This is a genomic window from Thauera chlorobenzoica (genome assembly GCF_001922305.1).
Classification (GTDB): domain Bacteria; phylum Pseudomonadota; class Gammaproteobacteria; order Burkholderiales; family Rhodocyclaceae; genus Thauera; species Thauera chlorobenzoica.
This window is the reverse complement of record NZ_CP018839.1, coordinates 3381899-3400684: the sequence shown is the minus strand read 5'-3', so window position 1 is coordinate 3400684 and position 18786 is coordinate 3381899. Positions and strand designations below refer to the sequence as shown.

The 18786-nt window shown below is 62.9% G+C and carries 9 protein-coding genes, 2 tRNA genes, 3 rRNA genes and 1 riboswitch; of the genes, 10 read left to right on the top strand and 4 right to left on the bottom strand.

What is annotated here, in order from left to right; genetic code table 11:
• Positions 1 to 115 precede the first annotated feature (115 nt).
• Positions 116 to 508 carry a hypothetical protein gene (locus tag Tchl_RS15850; RefSeq protein ID WP_232311610.1) on the top strand — a complete coding sequence of 131 codons (393 nt, stop codon included), beginning with the start codon at positions 116 to 118 and terminating at the stop codon, positions 506 to 508.
• On the opposite strand, the gene Tchl_RS15845 is transcribed toward Tchl_RS15850, so the two are convergent.
• The 4 genes from Tchl_RS15845 to Tchl_RS15830 all read right to left on the bottom strand — a co-directional run bounded on the left by Tchl_RS15845 (position 440) and on the right by Tchl_RS15830 (position 6082).
• Positions 440 to 2056 carry a glycoside hydrolase family 17 protein gene (locus tag Tchl_RS15845; RefSeq protein WP_075149210.1) on the bottom strand — a complete coding sequence of 539 codons (1617 nt, stop codon included), beginning with the start codon at positions 2054 to 2056 and terminating at the stop codon, positions 440 to 442. The two genes, Tchl_RS15850 and Tchl_RS15845, sit on opposite strands and share 69 nt — an antisense overlap.
• A 157-nt stretch (positions 2057 to 2213) precedes the next feature.
• Entirely contained in the window at positions 2214 to 5108 is a 2895-nt protein-coding gene (gene gcvP / locus Tchl_RS15840; protein ID WP_075149209.1) for an aminomethyl-transferring glycine dehydrogenase, read from the bottom strand.
• 151 nt (positions 5109 to 5259) lie between these two features.
• A complete protein-coding gene (gene gcvH / locus Tchl_RS15835; protein ID WP_075149208.1) occupies positions 5260 to 5646 on the bottom strand; it encodes a glycine cleavage system protein GcvH in 387 nt (128 codons plus the stop codon).
• Between the two features lie 73 nt (positions 5647 to 5719).
• Positions 5720 to 6082 (bottom strand): glycine cleavage T C-terminal barrel domain-containing protein, encoded by a 363-nt coding sequence (locus tag Tchl_RS15830; RefSeq protein WP_075149207.1) that lies wholly within the window; start codon positions 6080 to 6082, stop codon positions 5720 to 5722.
• A gap of 199 nt (positions 6083 to 6281) precedes the next feature.
• A riboswitch (glycine riboswitch) is annotated at positions 6282 to 6369 on the bottom strand.
• A 475-nt stretch (positions 6370 to 6844) separates the two neighbouring features.
• On the opposite strand from Tchl_RS15830, the gene Tchl_RS15825 reads away from it, so the two are divergent.
• The 9 genes from Tchl_RS15825 to purL all read left to right on the top strand — a co-directional run bounded on the left by Tchl_RS15825 (position 6845) and on the right by purL (position 18689).
• Positions 6845 to 8383 (top strand): 16S ribosomal RNA (locus Tchl_RS15825).
• Between the two features lie 76 nt (positions 8384 to 8459).
• Positions 8460 to 8536: transfer RNA gene (locus Tchl_RS15820), tRNA-Ile, on the top strand.
• A 27-nt stretch (positions 8537 to 8563) separates the two neighbouring features.
• Positions 8564 to 8639 (top strand) — tRNA-Ala (locus tag Tchl_RS15815).
• A 251-nt stretch (positions 8640 to 8890) separates the two neighbouring features.
• A 23S ribosomal RNA gene (locus Tchl_RS15810) occupies positions 8891 to 11777 on the top strand.
• 106 nt (positions 11778 to 11883) lie between these two features.
• Positions 11884 to 11997, top strand: a 5S ribosomal RNA gene (gene rrf / locus Tchl_RS15805).
• The 16S, 23S and 5S rRNA genes sit together here with 2 tRNA genes alongside, the layout of an rRNA operon.
• A gap of 312 nt (positions 11998 to 12309) precedes the next feature.
• Positions 12310 to 12621 carry an IS66 family insertion sequence element accessory protein TnpA gene (gene tnpA, locus Tchl_RS15800; RefSeq protein WP_075146703.1) on the top strand — a complete coding sequence of 104 codons (312 nt, stop codon included), beginning with the start codon at positions 12310 to 12312 and terminating at the stop codon, positions 12619 to 12621.
• Positions 12621 to 12980: an IS66 family insertion sequence element accessory protein TnpB gene (tnpB, locus tag Tchl_RS15795; protein ID WP_083945075.1), complete on the top strand. Its 360-nt coding sequence runs from the start codon at positions 12621 to 12623 to the stop codon at positions 12978 to 12980. The genes tnpA and tnpB overlap by 1 nt, the downstream gene beginning before the upstream one ends.
• 29 nt (positions 12981 to 13009) lie before the next feature.
• Positions 13010 to 14626 carry an IS66 family transposase gene (gene tnpC, locus Tchl_RS15790; RefSeq protein ID WP_075146702.1) on the top strand — a complete coding sequence of 539 codons (1617 nt, stop codon included), beginning with the start codon at positions 13010 to 13012 and terminating at the stop codon, positions 14624 to 14626.
• Between the two features lie 127 nt (positions 14627 to 14753).
• Positions 14754 to 18689, top strand: coding sequence for a phosphoribosylformylglycinamidine synthase (purL, locus tag Tchl_RS15785; protein ID WP_075149206.1), 3936 nt, complete (start codon positions 14754 to 14756; stop codon positions 18687 to 18689).
• Positions 18690 to 18786 lie beyond the last annotated feature (97 nt).

Genomic DNA, 18786 nt, shown 5'->3' with positions numbered 1-18786 from the left:
CTGTCCGGACGGCATTTTATGCACGATTTCAGTCTGTTACGAGCGGCCATCGGTGCCAATTTGCAACAACGCATGTGCGTTCATGTGGAGCACTGATTCACAAGGGAAAGGATGGATGACATCAACTAATTTGCACAAACATGGCGCTTTGCCTGTGCTGCTTGCCGGGCTGGTCCTGGCGGCACTGGCCCTGTGGCTGCGTCACGGCGTGCTCGAGGCCGGTCTGCTGCCGCGCGATTGTGCAGAGCCTGGCGCTTTGTGCCTGTTCAAGACCGTGCTGGTGGAAAGCTTCTTGCATCAACGCGTGGGCTGGCTGAGCCTGGGGTGTGGTTTGCTCGGCTTCGTGCTGGGCGCGTGCAGCCTGGCCTGGGTGGGCTGGCTGAGCGGGGTCGCCGGGCTGGTGCTGTACAGTTACGACCCCGCTGCGGTGGGCGCCCTGCTATCGCTGCTGGTGTTGCTGCGGGCGGAGCAGGAGCGGCGGGAGGGCGAACGCGAGGCCGCACAGTAGCCAGCCGATCGCCTGCGGGTTGGCGGGTTCGCTCAGCCAGCGGGCGCTTACCGCGAAAGCAATGAGGATCGCGCAGACCCGCTCGCCGCGGCCAGGTGGCGGGTTCCACCAGCTGATGACGCCGAAGACCACGGCCGGGATCAGGTACAGCAGGGTTGGAAAGTCGCGGTAGCGCGGATCGACCCACAACAGCAGCGCAGCGATTGCCGCGGCGAACAGCAACAGGGCGCGCAGCAGGCCGAGGAGCGTGGCCTTCGAGCGCCAGCCCTGCGGCCGGCACAGGAGTCGGGCGGCGCGCGCCGCGTCCGGGAGCGGTTCTCCATGCCAGCGCGCGAGGACCAGCGGCAGCGCGGCGCAGAGGGCGGCGACCGTGCCGAGCACGGACCATTCGAGTGCGTCGCGGTAAGCGAGGTGGGCGTGTTCCCAGTGCAGCACCGCGACCACCCCGCCGAGCGCTCCGGTCGCGCTCAGGGCGCTGACGCGCAGGCAGCGGGTGCGCCGTCCGGTGGTGGCGAGGAGGAAGGCGAGCAATCCGCCGAGGAGGGCGCCGCCGACCGGACCGAATGCGCTTTCGCGTTCGGCGACGGTGCCGGCAAGGGGGAATTTCGGTGCCAAGCTGCTCGCCTCGAGCAGCCCCCAGTGGCCGCCGACCGTGCCTTCGAGGCGCCGCTTCCAGGGCTGGTCGATGGCTTCGATGAGGTTGTAGTCCCAGTCCCGGGTGTGGGCCTGGTGGACGAACTCGCGGATGTAGCGTGCCTGGTTGACCCGCGACGGGCGGGATTCCTCGCGCTGCCGGCCGGCGCTCGGCCAGCCCGTTTCGCCGATCAGGATCGGCTTGCCGGCGAAGTGCGTGCCAACGTGCTGGCGGATGTCGGCAACGTGCTCGAGCGCATCGACGATGTCAACCGGCTCATCCTCCCAGAACGGCAGGATGTGCACGGTGACGAAATCGACCTCGGCGGCGAGGCTGTCGTGCCGGGTCCAGAACTCCCATACGTCGGCATAGGTGACGGGGACTTCGGCACGGGCCCGGGCGTGGCGGAGCAGGGCGCGCATTTCATCCTCGCTGCGTTCGCGCCGCAGCAGGACTTCGTTGCCGACGATCAGGGCGCGCACGACATCGGTGTGGGCATTGGCGAGTTCCAGCGCATGCGCGAGTTCGGCCGCGTTCAGCGCCTTGTCGTAACCGATCCAGGCCCCGAGGAGCACCTTGAGCCCGAGCGGCCGGGCCAGCTCGGGGACCTCGCCGAGTCCTTGGCTGACCGAGTAGAGGCGTATGCAGGCGGTGATTTTCGCCAGGGCTTCGAGGTCGGCGGCGATCTGCTCGCGGGGAATGCGGCTGGCGGGATCGAGCGGCGTCTGCCCCGGCCGGTGGTAGGGGGCGTAGGAGACGCATTTGAGCTTTTCGCCTTCGGCCAGGTTCAGGTCGTGCATCGGCACCGGCCGCATCTGTGCTGCGAGCATCGTGAAAACGGCCGCGAGCAGGACGAGGCTGGCGATCAGCAGGCCGAGCCAGAGCGCTTTGCGATCGGAGCGTGGGGCAGGCATTGCCGTCGGTGAGCGTGTCGGGTGAGGTTGGTCGGTGAGCCGGGCGGGCGGAAGCGGGGCACAGGCCGGGCCGCAGCATTGAAAAAGCCACGCTCGAGAGCGTGGCTTTCTGGTCGAGGCGCGAGGATTCTAGCAGCCCGGCAGCGCTTGTTGCCGTTCAGTCGCGATATTCGTCAACCGGCACGCAAGCGCAGAACAGGTTGCGGTCGCCATGGACGTCGTCGATCCGGTTGACGCTGGGCCAGAACTTGTTCGCCGCCACCCAGGGCAGCGGGAACACCGCCTGCTGGCGCGAGTAGGGGCGGGTCCAGTCGCCAATGAAGTCGGCCTGCGTATGGGGGGCGTTCTTCAGCGGATTGTCGTTGGCGGGCCAGGTGCCAGCCTCGATCTGGCGGATCTCGTCGCGGATCGCGATCATCGCGGCGACGAAGCGGTCCAGTTCGGCAAGGTCCTCGGACTCGGTCGGCTCGATCATGATCGTCCCCGCGACCGGGAAGGACATCGTCGGGGCATGGAAGCCATAGTCCATCAGGCGCTTGGCGATGTCGACCTCGGAGATCCCGGTCGCTGCCTTGATCGGGCGGATATCGATGATGCACTCGTGGGCAACCCTCCCCCGGCTGCCGGTGTACAGCACCGGGTAGTGTGCTTTCAGGCGCCCGGCGAGGTAGTTGGCATTGAGGATTGCGACTTCGGTGGCGCGCTTGAGGCCCTCGCCCCCCATCATCGTGATGTACATCCACGAGATCGGCAGGATGCTCGCTGAGCCGAAGGCGGCGGCCGATACCGCGCCCTGGCCGAGGTTGGCCCGCTCTGCGGCGCCGGTGGGCTGCAGCACATGGTCGGCCATGAAGGGTGCCAGGTGTGCGGCAAGGCCGATCGGCCCCATGCCCGGGCCGCCGCCGCCGTGCGGGATGCAGAAGGTCTTGTGCAGGTTCATGTGCGAGACGTCGGCGCCGATCGTTGCCGGCGAGGTCAGGCCGACCTGGGCATTGAGGTTGGCGCCGTCCATGTACACTTGCCCGCCGTGCTGGTGCACGATGGCGCAGATCTCGCGGATCGACTCTTCGAACACGCCGTGGGTGGACGGATAGGTGATCATCAGCGCGGCGAGTTCGGTGGCGTGCTTCTCGGCTTTGGTGCGCAGGTCGGCGACGTCGACGTTGCCGCTGTCGTCGCAGTCCACCACCACCACCTGCATGCCGCACATCTGCGCGGTCGCCGGATTGGTGCCGTGAGCCGATCTCGGGATCAGGCATACGTTGCGCTGCGCTTCGCCGCGGCTGGCGTGGTAGCGCGCGATCGCGACCAGGCCGGCGTATTCGCCCTGGGCGCCGGAGTTGGGCTGCATGCTGATCGCCGGGAAGCCGGTGACCGCGCGCAGGTAGTCGGCCAGGCCTTCGATCATCTCGAGGTAGCCGCTGGCCTGCTCGCGCGGAGCGAATGGGTGCACGTTGGCGAACTCGGGCCAGGTGACCGGAATCATCTCGCTGGTGGCATTGAGTTTCATCGTGCACGAGCCGAGCGAGATCATCGAGTGGTCGAGCGCGAGGTCGCGGTTCTGCAGCTTCTTCAGATAGCGCAGTATCTCGTGCTCGGTGTGGTGGCTGTTGAACACGGGGTGGGTGAGGATCGCGTCGCGGCGCAGCAGTCCGGCGGGCAGGGCACCGCCGGCGGCGGCGACCGCGCGATCGAGCGCGTCGAGGTCGGCGGTGGCGCCGAAACAGCCGAGCACGGCGGCGATGTCGCCGCGGGTGGTGGTTTCATCCACCGACAGGCCCAGGCGAGTGCCCGATGCGCTGCGCAGGTTGTAGCCGGCTTCTCGTGCCGCGGCCAGGATCGCGGGTGCGCGCGCGCCGGCATCGATTTCAATGGTGTCGAAGAAGGCGTGCTGGCCGGGTTCGAACCCCGCATCGCGCAGACCTTGGGCAAGCAGGGCAGTGAGGCGGTGAATACGCGCGGCGATCGTGCGCAGGCCCTGCGGGCCGTGATAGACGGCGTAGAAGCCGGCCATGTTGGCGAGCAGCACCTGCGAGGTGCAGATGTTGGAGTTTGCCTTTTCGCGGCGGATATGCTGTTCGCGGGTCTGCAGGGTCATGCGCAGGGCGGTGTTGCCGCGGGCGTCTTTGGAGACACCGATTATGCGACCGGGCATCGAGCGTACATAGGCTTCGCGGGTGGCGAAGAAGGCCGCGTGCGGGCCGCCGAAGCCCATCGGCACGCCGAAGCGCTGGGCCGAGCCGAGGGCGATGTCGGCGCCCATCGCGCCCGGGCTCTTCAGCAGGACGAGCGCCATCAGGTCGCTGGCGATGGCGACGGTCGCGCCGCGCTGCTTCAGGTCTGCGATGGTGGAAGAAAGGTCGACGATTTCGCCGCGGGCATTCGGATACTGCAGCAGTGCGCCGAAGACATCGTGCGCGGCAGCTTCCTCGGCGTTGCCGTAGATCAGTTCATAGCCGAAGTAATGGGCCCGGGTGCGCACCACGTCTATCGTCTGCGGGAAGCAGGCCTCATCGACGAAAAAGATGTTCGACTTCGACTTCGACACGCGGCGCGCCATGGTCATGGCCTCGGCGGCGGCGGTCGCCTCGTCGAGCAGTGAGGCGTTGGCCAGTTCGAGACCGGTTAGATCGATCACTGTCTGCTGGTAGTTCAGCAAAGCCTCCAGCCGGCCTTGCGAAATTTCCGCTTGGTAGGGTGTGTAGGCGGTGTACCAGCCCGGGTTCTCCATGACGTTGCGCAGGATCACGGCGGGGGTGTGGGTGCCGTAGTAGCCGAGGCCGATCAGGGACTTCTTCAGCACGTTGCGTGTGGCGATTGCTTTCAGGGCCCCGAGCGCTTCGTGTTCCGGCACCGGTGCGGCGAGCGGCACAGGGGATTCGAGGCGGATCCCGGCCGGGACGGTCTGATCGATCAGTGCATCGATGTCGGCGACGCCGATCGCTGCGCACATGTGGGCGATCTCGTCGGCATTGGGGCCGAGGTGGCGGTGGATGAAGGCGTTGCGCTGCTCGAGGCAGGCGAGCGGGGCAGAGAGCAGGGTGTCGGTCATGGTCGAGGCGAGGAATCAATGCGCGCCGAAGGACTGGCTTGGGCTGGAGAGAGGGAAGGCCGCTGCAAAGGAGGGTCTTCATGCAGGAGGCGCTGGGGGGCGGGCGCTGTCCGGGGGGCGACAGGCCTGTTCGCCCTGTCGCCTGGCGTTCTCAGGCCTGGGCGACTTCGGCCTGGTAGCCCGCGGCATCCATCAGGGTGGCGAGCCCTTGGAGGTCGCTCGGTTTGATCTTGAACAGCCAGGCTGCATAAGCGTCGGCATTCACGCTCTCGGGCGCATCGGCCGCGTCCTGGTTGTTGGCGACGACTTCGCCGGCAACCGGCGCGTAGATGTCTGAAGCGGCCTTGACCGATTCGATCACGGCGCAGGCCTCGCCTGCCGCGAGCGTGCGGCCCGCTTCGGGCAGTTCGAGAAAGACGACATCGCCGAGGGCTTCCTGGGCGTGGTCGGTGACGCCGATAGTCAGCGTCCCGTCAGCTTCGACGCGAACCCATTCGTGGGATTTCGTATATTTCAGATCGGCCGGAATCTTGCTCATGTTCGTTCTCCAGACAGGGTGAGTTGGTGGTTTTACGGCTGGCCTGCTCCTGAATCGGGGAGCGGGCGGGAGGTCAGATCAGGGGCTTCCCGTTACGGACGAAGGGAAGCCTCGTGGTGCGGGCTTTCTGGCGCTTGCCCCGGGCTTCGACTTCGGCCTCTTCGCCGGTCTGGGCCGAGAGCGGCAATCGGGTGGAAGCGATGGACTTTTCAGGCATTGGCGAGAAGCTGCTGCTGGTGGTCCCGCCTTCACCGGCGGTAGTGAACACGTTCATGCGCGAGACGTCGAATATGGCGGCATCAGGGAGTACGGCATGATGCTCATCGATTTGCGAGTCGCAATTGACCGGCATGTCCCGGCCGGCAAAATCGACTATGCGCGCGCCGGCAGCAAGATGTGCTGCGTGAAAGGGGGGGTGCTGTGCAGGGGCGCTCATCGCTGAGGGACTCCGGTAAGTAAACAGAAAGCGCGCCCCGGCTGTTCGCCGGCTTCGCCCCATCTGTCCCTTGTACCTGAGAGATTTCGCGCCGTGCGCCCCTATCTATATATTATGTAGAAAGAAGCATGCAGCGGGCGGGTGCCCCTTCGGTGGGTACGCATGACGCCTTGGCGTTCGTACCACTCTCCAGACTTGTACTTTGCACGCGGTCCTTTTGCCTGAGCGGTTCCGGGGGTTGCGCCTTCGGCGACTCCAGATCGGGAGTTCTCTCCCGCGTGACGCGCGGACGATACCACCTTAAAGCGAGCGGCCGCAACCGGTGATGGCAATCCTGGAGACTCGCAAAAGAGTTGTCGATGGAGTGTGCAGGCCGGGAGCTGGTTCGGGAGTTTGAATTACTAATTGACGCGGTTGTTTCATTGTCTATAATGCGCACCTCTTTCAGCGCTGCAGCGGTTTTTGATGCGGCGTCGGCGCTGGGGGGTGGGAGGCGGAAGTCTTGCGGGGCGAGGGGTGTGGCGGGGGTGTTTTCCGGCTGCGGCCCGAAAAAAGTTCTGCAGATGCTTGACAGTGTGTGTTTAGCGGGTCATAATTTCGCTTCTCTGCTGCAGCGAATTGCAGCGGTTCTTTAAAAAGTTGGACAACCGATAAGTGTGGGTGCTTGGTGGTTGTGGCCGGAAGCGACGCGAGTTGCTTTGGTTTCACAATGATTGGGTGCTCATGCTGATTAAGTCAGTATTTTGAGTACTTTGTAGGATTGAACTTAAGAGTTTGATCCTGGCTCAGATTGAACGCTGGCGGCATGCTTTACACATGCAAGTCGAACGGCAGCGGGGGCTTCGGCCTGCCGGCGAGTGGCGAACGGGTGAGTAATGCATCGGAACGTGCCCATGTCGTGGGGGATAACGTATCGAAAGGTACGCTAATACCGCATACGTCCTGAGGGAGAAAGCGGGGGATTCTTCGGAACCTCGCGCGATTGGAGCGGCCGATGTCGGATTAGCTAGTAGGTGAGGTAAAGGCTCACCTAGGCGACGATCCGTAGCGGGTCTGAGAGGATGATCCGCCACACTGGGACTGAGACACGGCCCAGACTCCTACGGGAGGCAGCAGTGGGGAATTTTGGACAATGGGGGCAACCCTGATCCAGCCATGCCGCGTGAGTGAAGAAGGCCTTCGGGTTGTAAAGCTCTTTCGGCCGGGAAGAAATCGCGCACTCTAACATAGTGTGTGGATGACGGTACCGGACTAAGAAGCACCGGCTAACTACGTGCCAGCAGCCGCGGTAATACGTAGGGTGCGAGCGTTAATCGGAATTACTGGGCGTAAAGCGTGCGCAGGCGGTTTTGTAAGACAGATGTGAAATCCCCGGGCTCAACCTGGGAACTGCGTTTGTGACTGCAAGGCTAGAGTACGGCAGAGGGGGGTGGAATTCCTGGTGTAGCAGTGAAATGCGTAGATATCAGGAGGAACACCGATGGCGAAGGCAGCCCCCTGGGCCTGTACTGACGCTCATGCACGAAAGCGTGGGGAGCAAACAGGATTAGATACCCTGGTAGTCCACGCCCTAAACGATGTCGACTAGTCGTTCGGAGCAGCAATGCACTGAGTGACGCAGCTAACGCGTGAAGTCGACCGCCTGGGGAGTACGGCCGCAAGGTTAAAACTCAAAGGAATTGACGGGGACCCGCACAAGCGGTGGATGATGTGGATTAATTCGATGCAACGCGAAAAACCTTACCTACCCTTGACATGTCTGGAACCTTGCTGAGAGGCGAGGGTGCCTTCGGGAGCCAGAACACAGGTGCTGCATGGCTGTCGTCAGCTCGTGTCGTGAGATGTTGGGTTAAGTCCCGCAACGAGCGCAACCCTTGTCACTAGTTGCCATCATTTGGTTGGGCACTCTAGTGAGACTGCCGGTGACAAACCGGAGGAAGGTGGGGATGACGTCAAGTCCTCATGGCCCTTATGGGTAGGGCTTCACACGTCATACAATGGTCGGTACAGAGGGTTGCCAAGCCGCGAGGTGGAGCCAATCCCAAAAAGCCGATCGTAGTCCGGATCGTAGTCTGCAACTCGACTACGTGAAGTCGGAATCGCTAGTAATCGCAGATCAGCATGCTGCGGTGAATACGTTCCCGGGTCTTGTACACACCGCCCGTCACACCATGGGAGTGGGTTTCACCAGAAGTAGGTAGCTTAACCTTCGGGAGGGCGCTTACCACGGTGAGATTCATGACTGGGGTGAAGTCGTAACAAGGTAGCCGTATCGGAAGGTGCGGCTGGATCACCTCCTTTCAAGAGAACAGGTCACGGCGGCCAAGTATCCACAACTTATCGGTTGTTCAAGCGAAGAGCCTCGAAGTAGATAAGAGGGTCTGTAGCTCAGCTGGTTAGAGCACCGTCTTGATAAGGCGGGGGTCGTTGGTTCGAACCCAACCAGACCCACCAGGAATTTTTGGTTGTTCGAGACAGTATGGGGCTGTAGCTCAGCTGGGAGAGCGGCGGCTTTGCAAGCCGTAGGTCGTCGGTTCGATCCCGACCAGCTCCACCAGGTTTCGAGCCGGTGCTCTTCGAGGTGCGTGAGGCGTCAGGCGTGAGGTGCCGGAAGGTAGTTCAGTCCTGACTCTTTACGAGTCGTGCTCTTTAACAAAGTGGAAGAAGTGCAGTGTGCATCGAGCCGGTGCGCACTGCAAGTTGTGTGATTGCATTGATCCAGTGCTGAGCTTGTCAGCGCAGCGCTGGATCGCACAAACGAGTTCGTCCTTGTACAGTGGGCCTTCAATGGAGGGTCCAAGGTTATAGGATCAAGCGACTAAGTGCATGTGGTGGATGCCTTGGCGATCACAGGCGATGAAGGACGTGTAAGCCTGCGAAAAGCGTGGGGGAGCTGGCAATAGAGCTTTGATCCCACGATGTCCGAATGGGGAAACCCACCCCGCAAGGGGTATCCCAGACTGAATACATAGGTCTGAGGAGGCGAACCGAGCGAACTGAAACATCTAAGTAGCTCGAGGAACAGAAATCAACCGAGATTCCGCAAGTAGTGGCGAGCGAACGCGGAGTAGCCTGCACGACTAAACCATCAGCTTAGCAAAACGGTCTGGAAAGTCCGACGATACAGGGTGATAGTCCCGTATGCGAAAAGCCGGTGGCGGGTCTGAGCGTGCGACAAGTAGGGCGGGACACGAGAAATCCTGTCTGAAGATGGGGGGACCATCCTCCAAGGCTAAATACTCGTGATCGACCGATAGTGAACCAGTACCGTGAGGGAAAGGCGAAAAGAACCCCGGGAGGGGAGTGAAATAGATCCTGAAACCGCATGCATACAAACAGTGGGAGCCTCCTTGTGGGGTGACTGCGTACCTTTTGTATAATGGGTCAGCGACTTACGTTCAGTAGCGAGCTTAACCGAATAGGGGAGGCGTAGCGAAAGCGAGTCTGATAAGGGCGTCAGAGTTGCTGGGCGTAGACCCGAAACCGGATGATCTATCCATGGCCAGGATGAAGGTGCCGTAACAGGTACTGGAGGTCCGAACCCACTAACGTTGAAAAGTTAGGGGATGAGCTGTGGATAGGGGTGAAAGGCTAAACAAATCCGGAAATAGCTGGTTCTCCCCGAAAACTATTTAGGTAGTGCGTCGTACGGACACTTGCGGGGGTAGAGCACTGTAATCGTTGGGGGGGTCATTGCGATCTACCCCGCGATAGCAAACTCCGAATACCGCAAAGTGATATACGGCAGACAGACATCGGGTGCTAACGTCCGGTGTCAAGAGGGAAACAACCCAGACCGCCAGCTAAGGTCCCAAATGCATGGCTAAGTGGCAAACGAGGTGGGAAGGCCCAGACAGCTAGGAGGTTGGCTTAGAAGCAGCCACCCTTTAAAGAAAGCGTAATAGCTCACTAGTCGAGTCGTCCTGCGCGGAAGATGTAACGGGGCTCAAGCCATGAACCGAAGCTGCGGATGTGTCTTTGACACGTGGTAGGGGAGCGTTCCGTAAGCCTGCGAAGGTGTCTCGTAAGGGATGCTGGAGGTATCGGAAGTGCGAATGCTGACATGAGTAGCGATAAAGGGTGTGAAAAGCACCCTCGCCGTAAGCCCAAGGTTTCCTGCGCAACGTTCATCGGCGCAGGGTGAGTCGGCCCCTAAGGCGAGGCAGAAATGCGTAGTCGATGGGAAACAGGTCAATATTCCTGTACCGCTCTATGATGCGATGGGGGGACGGAGAAGGTTAGCTCGGCCATCTGTTGGAATAGGTGGTTCAAGTGTGTAGGCGTGCTGCGTAGGCAAATCCGCGCGGCTAAGCTGAGGCATGATAACGAGGACCCTTGCGGTCCGAAGCGAGTGATACCCAGCTTCCAGGAAAAGCCTCTAAGCTTCAGTCATAGAGTGACCGTACCGCAAACCGACACAGGTGGGCTGGTAGAGAATACCAAGGCGCTTGAGAGAACTCAGGAGAAGGAACTCGGCAAATTGATACCGTAACTTCGGGAGAAGGTATGCCCCGTTAGCTTGTAGGAGAACATCCGAAGGGCGAAGGGGCCGCAGAGAATCGGTGGCTGCGACTGTTTATTAAAAACACAGCACTGTGCAAACACGAAAGTGGACGTATACGGTGTGACGCCTGCCCGGTGCCGGAAGGTTAAGTGATGGGGTGCAAGCTCTTGATCGAAGCCCCGGTAAACGGCGGCCGTAACTATAACGGTCCTAAGGTAGCGAAATTCCTTGTCGGGTAAGTTCCGACCTGCACGAATGGCGTAACGATGGCCACACTGTCTCCTCCTGAGACTCAGCGAAGTTGAAATGTTTGTGAAGATGCAATCTCCCCGCGGCTAGACGGAAAGACCCCATGAACCTTTACTGTAGCTTTGCATTGGACTTTGACGGGACTTGTGTAGGATAGGTGGGAGGCTTTGAAGCCGGGACGCTAGTTCCGGTGGAGCCAACCTTGAAATACCACCCTGGTGTCGTCGAGGTTCTAACCCAGGCCTGTGAATCCAGGTCGGGGACCGTGCATGGTGGGCAGTTTGACTGGGGCGGTCTCCTCCCAAAAGGTAACGGAGGAGTACGAAGGTCACCTAGGTACGGTCGGACATCGTACTGATAGTGCAATGGCAAAAGGTGGCTTGACTGCGAGACCCACACGTCGAGCAGGTGCGAAAGCAGGTCATAGTGATCCGGTGGTTCTGTATGGAAGGGCCATCGCTCAACGGATAAAAGGTACTCTGGGGATAACAGGCTGATTCCGCCCAAGAGTTCACATCGACGGCGGAGTTTGGCACCTCGATGTCGGCTCATCACATCCTGGGGCTGTAGCCGGTCCCAAGGGTATGGCTGTTCGCCATTTAAAGTGGTACGTGAGCTGGGTTTAAAACGTCGTGAGACAGTTTGGTCCCTATCTGCCGTGGGCGCTGGAAGTTTGAGAGGGCCTGCTCCTAGTACGAGAGGACCGGAGTGGACGCACCCCTGGTGTACCGGTTGTGACGCCAGTCGCATCGCCGGGTAGCTATGTGCGGAAGAGATAACCGCTGAAAGCATCTAAGCGGGAAACTCGCCTCAAGATGAGACTTCCCCGGGGCCTCGAGCCCCCTGAAGGGTCGTTGAAGACCACAACGTTGATAGGCCGGGTGTGCAAGCGTGGCAACACGTTCAGCTAACCGGTACTAATTGCCCGTGCGGCTTGATCCTATAACCTTCAAAACAATACGAACTCGTTTCATCGGGTAACAAACCCGACAATCACACAACACTTCTTCCTCCTTTGGCCTGCTCCGCTGCAGGTGACAAGTCAAAGTCTGACGACCATAGCCGTGCGGTACCACCCCTTCCCTTCCCGAACAGGACCGTGAAACGCATGTGCGCCGATGATAGTGAGGCCCGCCCTCGTGAAAGTAGGTCATCGTCAGACTAACCCATAAAAAAACGCCCAGATACCCTGTCTGGGCGTTTTTGCGTCAACAACTCTCGCAACTCTTGTGCCAACAACTATTCAATACAACACGGCACCGCCCAAACAATTCAAAACTCACGCCTTCGCCGAACCCTCAACGAATCCACAGCCCAACACCGATTCGATCAAATATCCGAAGGCGATCCCTGTGCATGCTTGCCGCGCAAGCTTGCTGGACTGTCGTAACCGGTAACTGAGCGGCGTCCTTCTCGCGGCGTAGCGATCGTTGAATAATTCTCGCCATGTTCAACGACGACGGGATTGGCAGTGATGGCATCGACGGTGAGGAGCAAATGGCGGCGACGCGGCCACGAGGAATGGCGGGCGGTGTTCGATCGCTTTGCGGCAAGCGGTCTGAGCATCCGGCAGTTCTGCGACAGCGAGGGCTTGAGCAAGTCGAGTTTCGAGCGCTGGCGCGGCCTGCTGGCCGGTGAGGCGTCGAGCGTCGCCGATCGCGGCGATGCGTGCGCTCGTGCGGGCTTTGTCGATGCGGGCCTGGTCGACGTTGGCGGCGGTGCAGGCCGGCTCGAGCTCAAGCTCGATCTGGGTGGCGGTGTCGTGCTGCATCTGGTGCGCGGCTGATGTTCTTCCCCGAAGGGGCGGTGCGGGTGCATGTCTATGGCCGCCCGGTTGACATGCGCAAGTCCTTCGATGGGCTGTACGCGCTCACCCGCCACGCACTTGGGTGCGATCCGCTGTCGGGCGAGCTGTTCGTGTTCATCAACCGGCGCGGCACGCAGATGAAGGTGCTGTACTGGGATCGCAGCGGCTTTTGCGTGTGGGCCAAGCGCCTCGAGCAGGGACGGTTCGTGTCCGACTGGTCGCGGGTGCTCACTCGCCAGATGGACTGGACCGGGCTGAAGCTGTTGCTCGAAGGCATCGAGCCGGCGCGCTTCAAGCGCCGTTTCAAGCTCCCGGAAGTGGCCGCCAAGCCCGCATGAATGCTGGGTTTTACGGTAAAATTCCGGCCATGACGACGCCCGTTTCGCTGACCGTTCCGACGCCCGCCGAGGCCGCCCGCTGGGCGCCCGAGCAAATCGTCGCACTGGCCCAGGCGAACGCGGCCGCCGCCCGCCAACTCGATGCCCTGCAGCTCGAGTTCCAGGCGATGAAGCATCAGATCGAGTGGTTCCGGCGCCAGCTCTTCGGGGCGAAGAGCGAGAAGCGCATCGTCGATGCGAGCCCGCATCAGATGAACCTGGGCGAGTTGCCGGTGCCCGAATCCTCGCCGCCGCCCCCTGCCAAGGACATCGCCGCCCACACCCGCCGGGCCCGCACCACCGATTACGCGGCGGGCGACGCATCGGCGCTGTTCTTCGACGAAGCCCGCGTGCCGGTCGAGACCATCGCCGTGGCGAACCCGGAAATCGACGGGCTCACCGCCGACCAGTTCGAGGTGATCGGCGAGAAGGTCAGTCACCGCCTGGCACAGCGCCCGGGCAGCTACGTGATCCTCAAGTATGTGCGTCCGGTGATCAAGCGCCTCGACACCCAGGCGATTTCCTGCCCGGCGGCACCCGAGGGGGTGATTCGCGGCAGCCGCGCCGATGTGAGCTTCGTCGCCGGGCTCATCACCGACAAGTTCTGCTACCACCAGCCGCTGTACCGCCAGCACCAGCGGCTCGGGGACAACGGCATCAAGGTTTCGCGCCCGTGGCTCACGCAGCTCACTCACGGGGCGCTGTCGCTGCTCGAACCCATCTTTACGGCCCAACTCGACTCGATCCGCGCGAGCCGCATCAAGGCGATGGACGAGACCCCGATCAAGGCCGGCCGGGCCGGCCCGGGCAAGATGAAGGGCGGCTACTTCTGGCCGGTCTATGGCGAGCGTGACGAAATCTGCTTCGCCTATCACGAGGGGCGCAGTGGCAAGCACATTGCGCAGACCCTGGGCACCGACCCGCCGCCCGAGGGGGCGGTGCTGCTTACCGATGGCTATGCGGCCTACGAACGCTACGCGGAAAAATGCGGGCTCACGCACGCGCAATGCTGGGCGCACTCGAGGAGGAAGTTCTTCGATGCGCAGGCGCTCGAGCCCGAGCGTGCGGGCCAGGCGCTGGAGATGATCGGAAAACTGTACGCGGTGGAGAAGCACATCCGCGAGGCCAGGCTCGTCGGTGAGGCACGCCGCGCGCATCGGCTCGCGCAGGCCAAGCCCGTGCTCCAGCAGTTCTTCGCCTGGGTCGACGCCCAGTTCGAATCCCAGGGCCTGTTGCCCAGCTCACCGCTCACCACCGCCATGGCGTACGTGCGCGAGCGCCGGGCCGCCCTCGAGGTGTACCTCTCCGATCCCGAGGTGCCGATCGACACCAACCATCTGGAGCGGGCGCTACGCGTGGTGCCGATGGGCCGTCGCAACTGGCTCTTCTGCTGGACCGAGGTCGGGGCAAAGTACGTGGGCATCGCGCAGAGTCTGATCGCCACCTGCCGCCTGCACGACATCGACCCCTATACGTACCTGGTCGATGTGCTCCAGCGCATCGGCCAGCATCCGGCCGCCAACGTGGCGCAGCTCACCCCAAGGCTGTGGAAGCAACACTTCGCGGCCAATCCGCTGCGATCCGATCTCTTCGAAATCTCGAAGTAGGCAAGGACGCCGGGCAGTTACCGCTTACGGACTGTCCGCGAGGGGCAGAGCGGCTCGGTTATAATGAAAAGACTTTCAACGGCATGCTTTTGTGGCCGCCAGTCTACCGACTCTATCCCCCGACACCATGACTTCGATCCTCAAGCTGCGTGGCGCTGCGGCGCTGTCTTCCTCCCGTCTGGAGCGCCTTTCCCGCGTTGCCAGTGAGGTCCTGCCCAGGCTCAATGGGATCGTTGCCGAATACTGGTATTTCGTCGAGGTGTCGGCTGCCTTGACGGTAGAGGAACAGGCACGGTTGGTTGACCTGCTCGATGCCCACCCGCGGACCGAACGCCCGCCTGCAGGTAGTCTGCGCCTGGTGGTGCCGCGCCTGGGGACGATTTCGCCGTGGTCATCCAAAGCCACCGACATCACCCATCAGTGCGGATTCGACAAGATTGTCCGGATCGAGCGCGGAATTGCCTACACGCTGGATGCACGCGGAGTCGACGGCAACACAGCGCTGACGGCGTTGCTGCACGATCGCATGACCGAGTCCGTGCTCAGTACGGTGGAAGAGGCCGAAGCCCTGTTCCACCATTACGAGCCGCAGCCGCTGACCGTCGTCGACATCCTCGCCGGCGGCCGCGCCGCGCTGGAGGCGGCCAACGCCGAACTCGGCCTGGCGCTGTCCGAGGACGAGATCGACTATCTCGTAGATAACTTCGGCCGCGTCGGGCGCAACCCGACCGACGTCGAGCTGATGATGTTCGCTCAGGCCAATTCCGAGCACTGCCGGCACAAGATCTTCAATGCCGACTGGGTGATCGATGCGCGGCCGATGGAGAAGTCGCTGTTCGGCATGATCAAGGACACCCACAAGGCCCATCCGGAAGGCACGGTGGTGGCGTACTCGGATAACGCCTCGATCATCGAGGGCGCGCGCATCGCCCGCCTGTACCCGGATGCCGATGGCGTCTTCCGCTACCACGACGAGGAAACCCACATTCTCGCCAAGGTCGAAACCCATAACCACCCGACCGCGATCTCGCCCTTCCCTGGTGCGGCCACCGGCGCCGGTGGTGAGATCCGCGACGAGGGCGCGACCGGGCGTGGCTCGCGGCCAAAGGCCGGCCTTGCCGGGTTCACGGTCTCGAACCTCAATATTCCCGATTTCGTCCAGCCCTGGGAAAAGCCCTATGGCAAACCCGAGCGCATCGCCTCCGCGCTCGACATCATGATCGAAGGCCCGATCGGTGCCGCCGCGTTCAACAACGAGTTCGGCCGCCCAAATCTCGCCGGCTATTTCCGCACCTTCGAGCAGGAAGTCCAGGGCGAGGTGCGCGGCTACCACAAGCCGATCATGATCGCCGGCGGCCTCGGCAGCATTCAGGCGCAGCAGTCCAAGAAGCCGATCTTCCCGCCGGGCACGCTGCTGATCCAACTCGGCGGCCCGGGCATGCTGATCGGCCTCGGCGGTGGTGCGGCCTCGTCGATGGCGACCGGCACCAACGCCGCCGACCTCGACTTCGCCTCGGTGCAGCGCGGCAACCCCGAGATCCAGCGCCGCTGCCAGGAAGTCATCGACGCCTGCTGGCAGCAGGGCGACAGGAACCCGATCATCGCCATCCACGACGTCGGTGCTGGCGGCCTGTCGAATGCGATGCCCGAACTCGCCGACCACGCCGGCCTGGGCGCGCACTTCGAGTTGCGCGAGGTGCATATCGAGGAGCCGGGCATGAGCCCGCGTGAGATCTGGTCGAACGAGTCGCAGGAACGCTACGTGCTTGCGATCGCGCCCGAGAGCCTGCCGCTGTTCCAGGCCTTCTGCGAGCGCGAGCGCTGTCCGTTCGCGGTGCTCGGCAGCGCCACCGCCGACGGCCACCTCACCGTGTCCGATCGCCACTTCGGCAACAAGCCGGTGGACATGGAGATGCAGGTGCTGCTCGGCAAGCCGCCGAAGATGACGCGCGACGTGTCGCGGCGCGCGGTGCATCTGCCGCCCTTCGACACCACCGGCCTCGATCTGCAGGAGGCCGGGATGCGCGTGCTGCGCGTGCCGGCGGTGGCGAGCAAGAGCTTCCTGATCACGATCGGCGACCGCTCGGTCGGCGGGCTCACCGCACGCGACCAGATGGTCGGGCCATGGCAGGTGCCGGTGGCCGACGTGGCGGTGACCGCGATGAGCTTCCAGGGCTGGCGCGGCGAGGCCTTCGCGATGGGCGAGCGCACGCCGCTGGCCTGCGTTGATGCGCCGGCCTCGGGGCGCATGGCAATCGGCGAAGCCGTGACCAACATCGCCGCGGCCGACATCGAAAAACTCGGCGACGTGAAGCTGTCAGCCAACTGGATGGCCGCCGCCGGTCATCGTGGCGAGGACGCCCGGCTCTACGACACGGTCAAGGCGGTCTCCGACTTCTGCGTCAGCGCGGGTCTGTCGATCCCGGTCGGCAAGGATTCGCTGTCGATGCGCACAGCATGGCAGGATGGTGGTGAGGACAAGCAGGTCGTCGCCCCGCTGTCGCTGATCGCTACTGCCTTCGCCCCGGTACCGGACATCCGCAACACACTCACCCCGCAGCTGCAGTTGCCCGAAGGGGTGGAGACCGAACTGCTGCTGGTCGACCTCGGCAACGGCAAGAACCGCCTTGGCGGCTCGGCCTTTGCCCAGGCTTACGACTCGGTCGGCGAGCACGCGCCCGATGTCGATCCGGATCAGCTCAAGGCCTTCTTCCAGACCATCCAGCAACTGCGCCGCGAGGGTCTGCTGCTGGCCTACCACGACCGTTCTGACGGCGGCCTGTTCGCCACCGTGTGCGAGATGGCCTTTGCCGCGAAGTGCGGCCTGTCTCTGGTGCTCGACACCGTCTGCTACGACCCTTACATGAACGATGTCGATGGCCTCGAGAAGAAGCCCGACACGCTCAAGGGGCGCTTTGACGACAAGCTCTTTGCCGGCCTGTTCGCCGAGGAGCTCGGCGCGGTGATCCAGATCCGCCGCGAGGAGCGCTCGCGCGTTACCGAGGCGCTGCGCGCAGCCAAACTCACCTACCACTTCATCGGCGAGCCCAACGACAAGGACGAGATCCGCATTCGGCGCAGCGCCAAGCTGGTGTTCGGCGCCAGCCGCGTCGAACTCCTGCAGGCCTGGTCCGAAACCGGCAACCGCATCGCCCGCCTGCGTGACGATCCCGCATCCGTCCAGGAAGAGTTCGACGCCCTCGCCGATGCTGCCGATCCGGGCCTGTCGGTGTCCCTGTCCTTCGACGTGCGTGAGGATCTGGCGGCGCCCTTCATCGTCAGCGGCGTCCGCCCCAAGGTGGTGGTGCTGCGCGAACAGGGGGTCAACTCCCAGTTCGAGATGGCGGCCGCCTTCGAGCGCGCCGGCTTCACCCCGGTCGATGTGCACATGTCCGACCTCCAGGCCGGCCGCGTCGACCTCGCTGCCTTCCACGGGCTGGCCGCCTGCGGTGGCTTCTCCTACGGTGATGTGCTCGGTGCCGGCCAGGGCTGGGCGAAGTCGATCCTGTTCAACCCCAGGCTGCGCGCCGAATTCGAGGCCTTCTTCGGTCGCGGCGACACTTTCGCTCTGGGCGTGTGCAACGGCTGCCAGATGATGGCCCACCTCGCCCCGATCATTCCCGGTGCCGAAGCCTGGCCCACCTTCCAGCGCAACCGCAGCGAGCAGTTCGAGGCCCGCTTCGTGATGGTCGAAGTCACCGACAGCCCTTCCATCCTGCTCGCCGGCATGGCCGGCAGCAGGATGCCGATCGTGGTCAGCCACGGTGAAGGCAGGGCGGTATTCCGCCACGAAGCGGACCGGGACAAGGCGCTGCTCGCGCTGCGCTACGTCGACAACCATGGCCATCCGGCGCAGCGCTATCCCGCCAACCCGAACGGCTCCGCCGACGGCGTCACCGGCTTCACCACCGCCGATGGCCGCTTCACCATCATGATGCCGCATCCCGAGCGCACCGCGCGCACCCTGCAGATGTCGTGGGCGCCGCAGTGGCTGGTGAAGGACAGCCCCGATGCCTCGCCGTGGCTGCGCATGTTCCGTAACGCCAGGGCGTGGCTGGGCTGAAGCCGTGAACGGTCCGTGAGCGGCGGCCTGCGGCCCCCGCGAGCTGACCAGGATCAATGACGGACGATGGCGCTCGGGTACAATCCGGGTCGTCGTC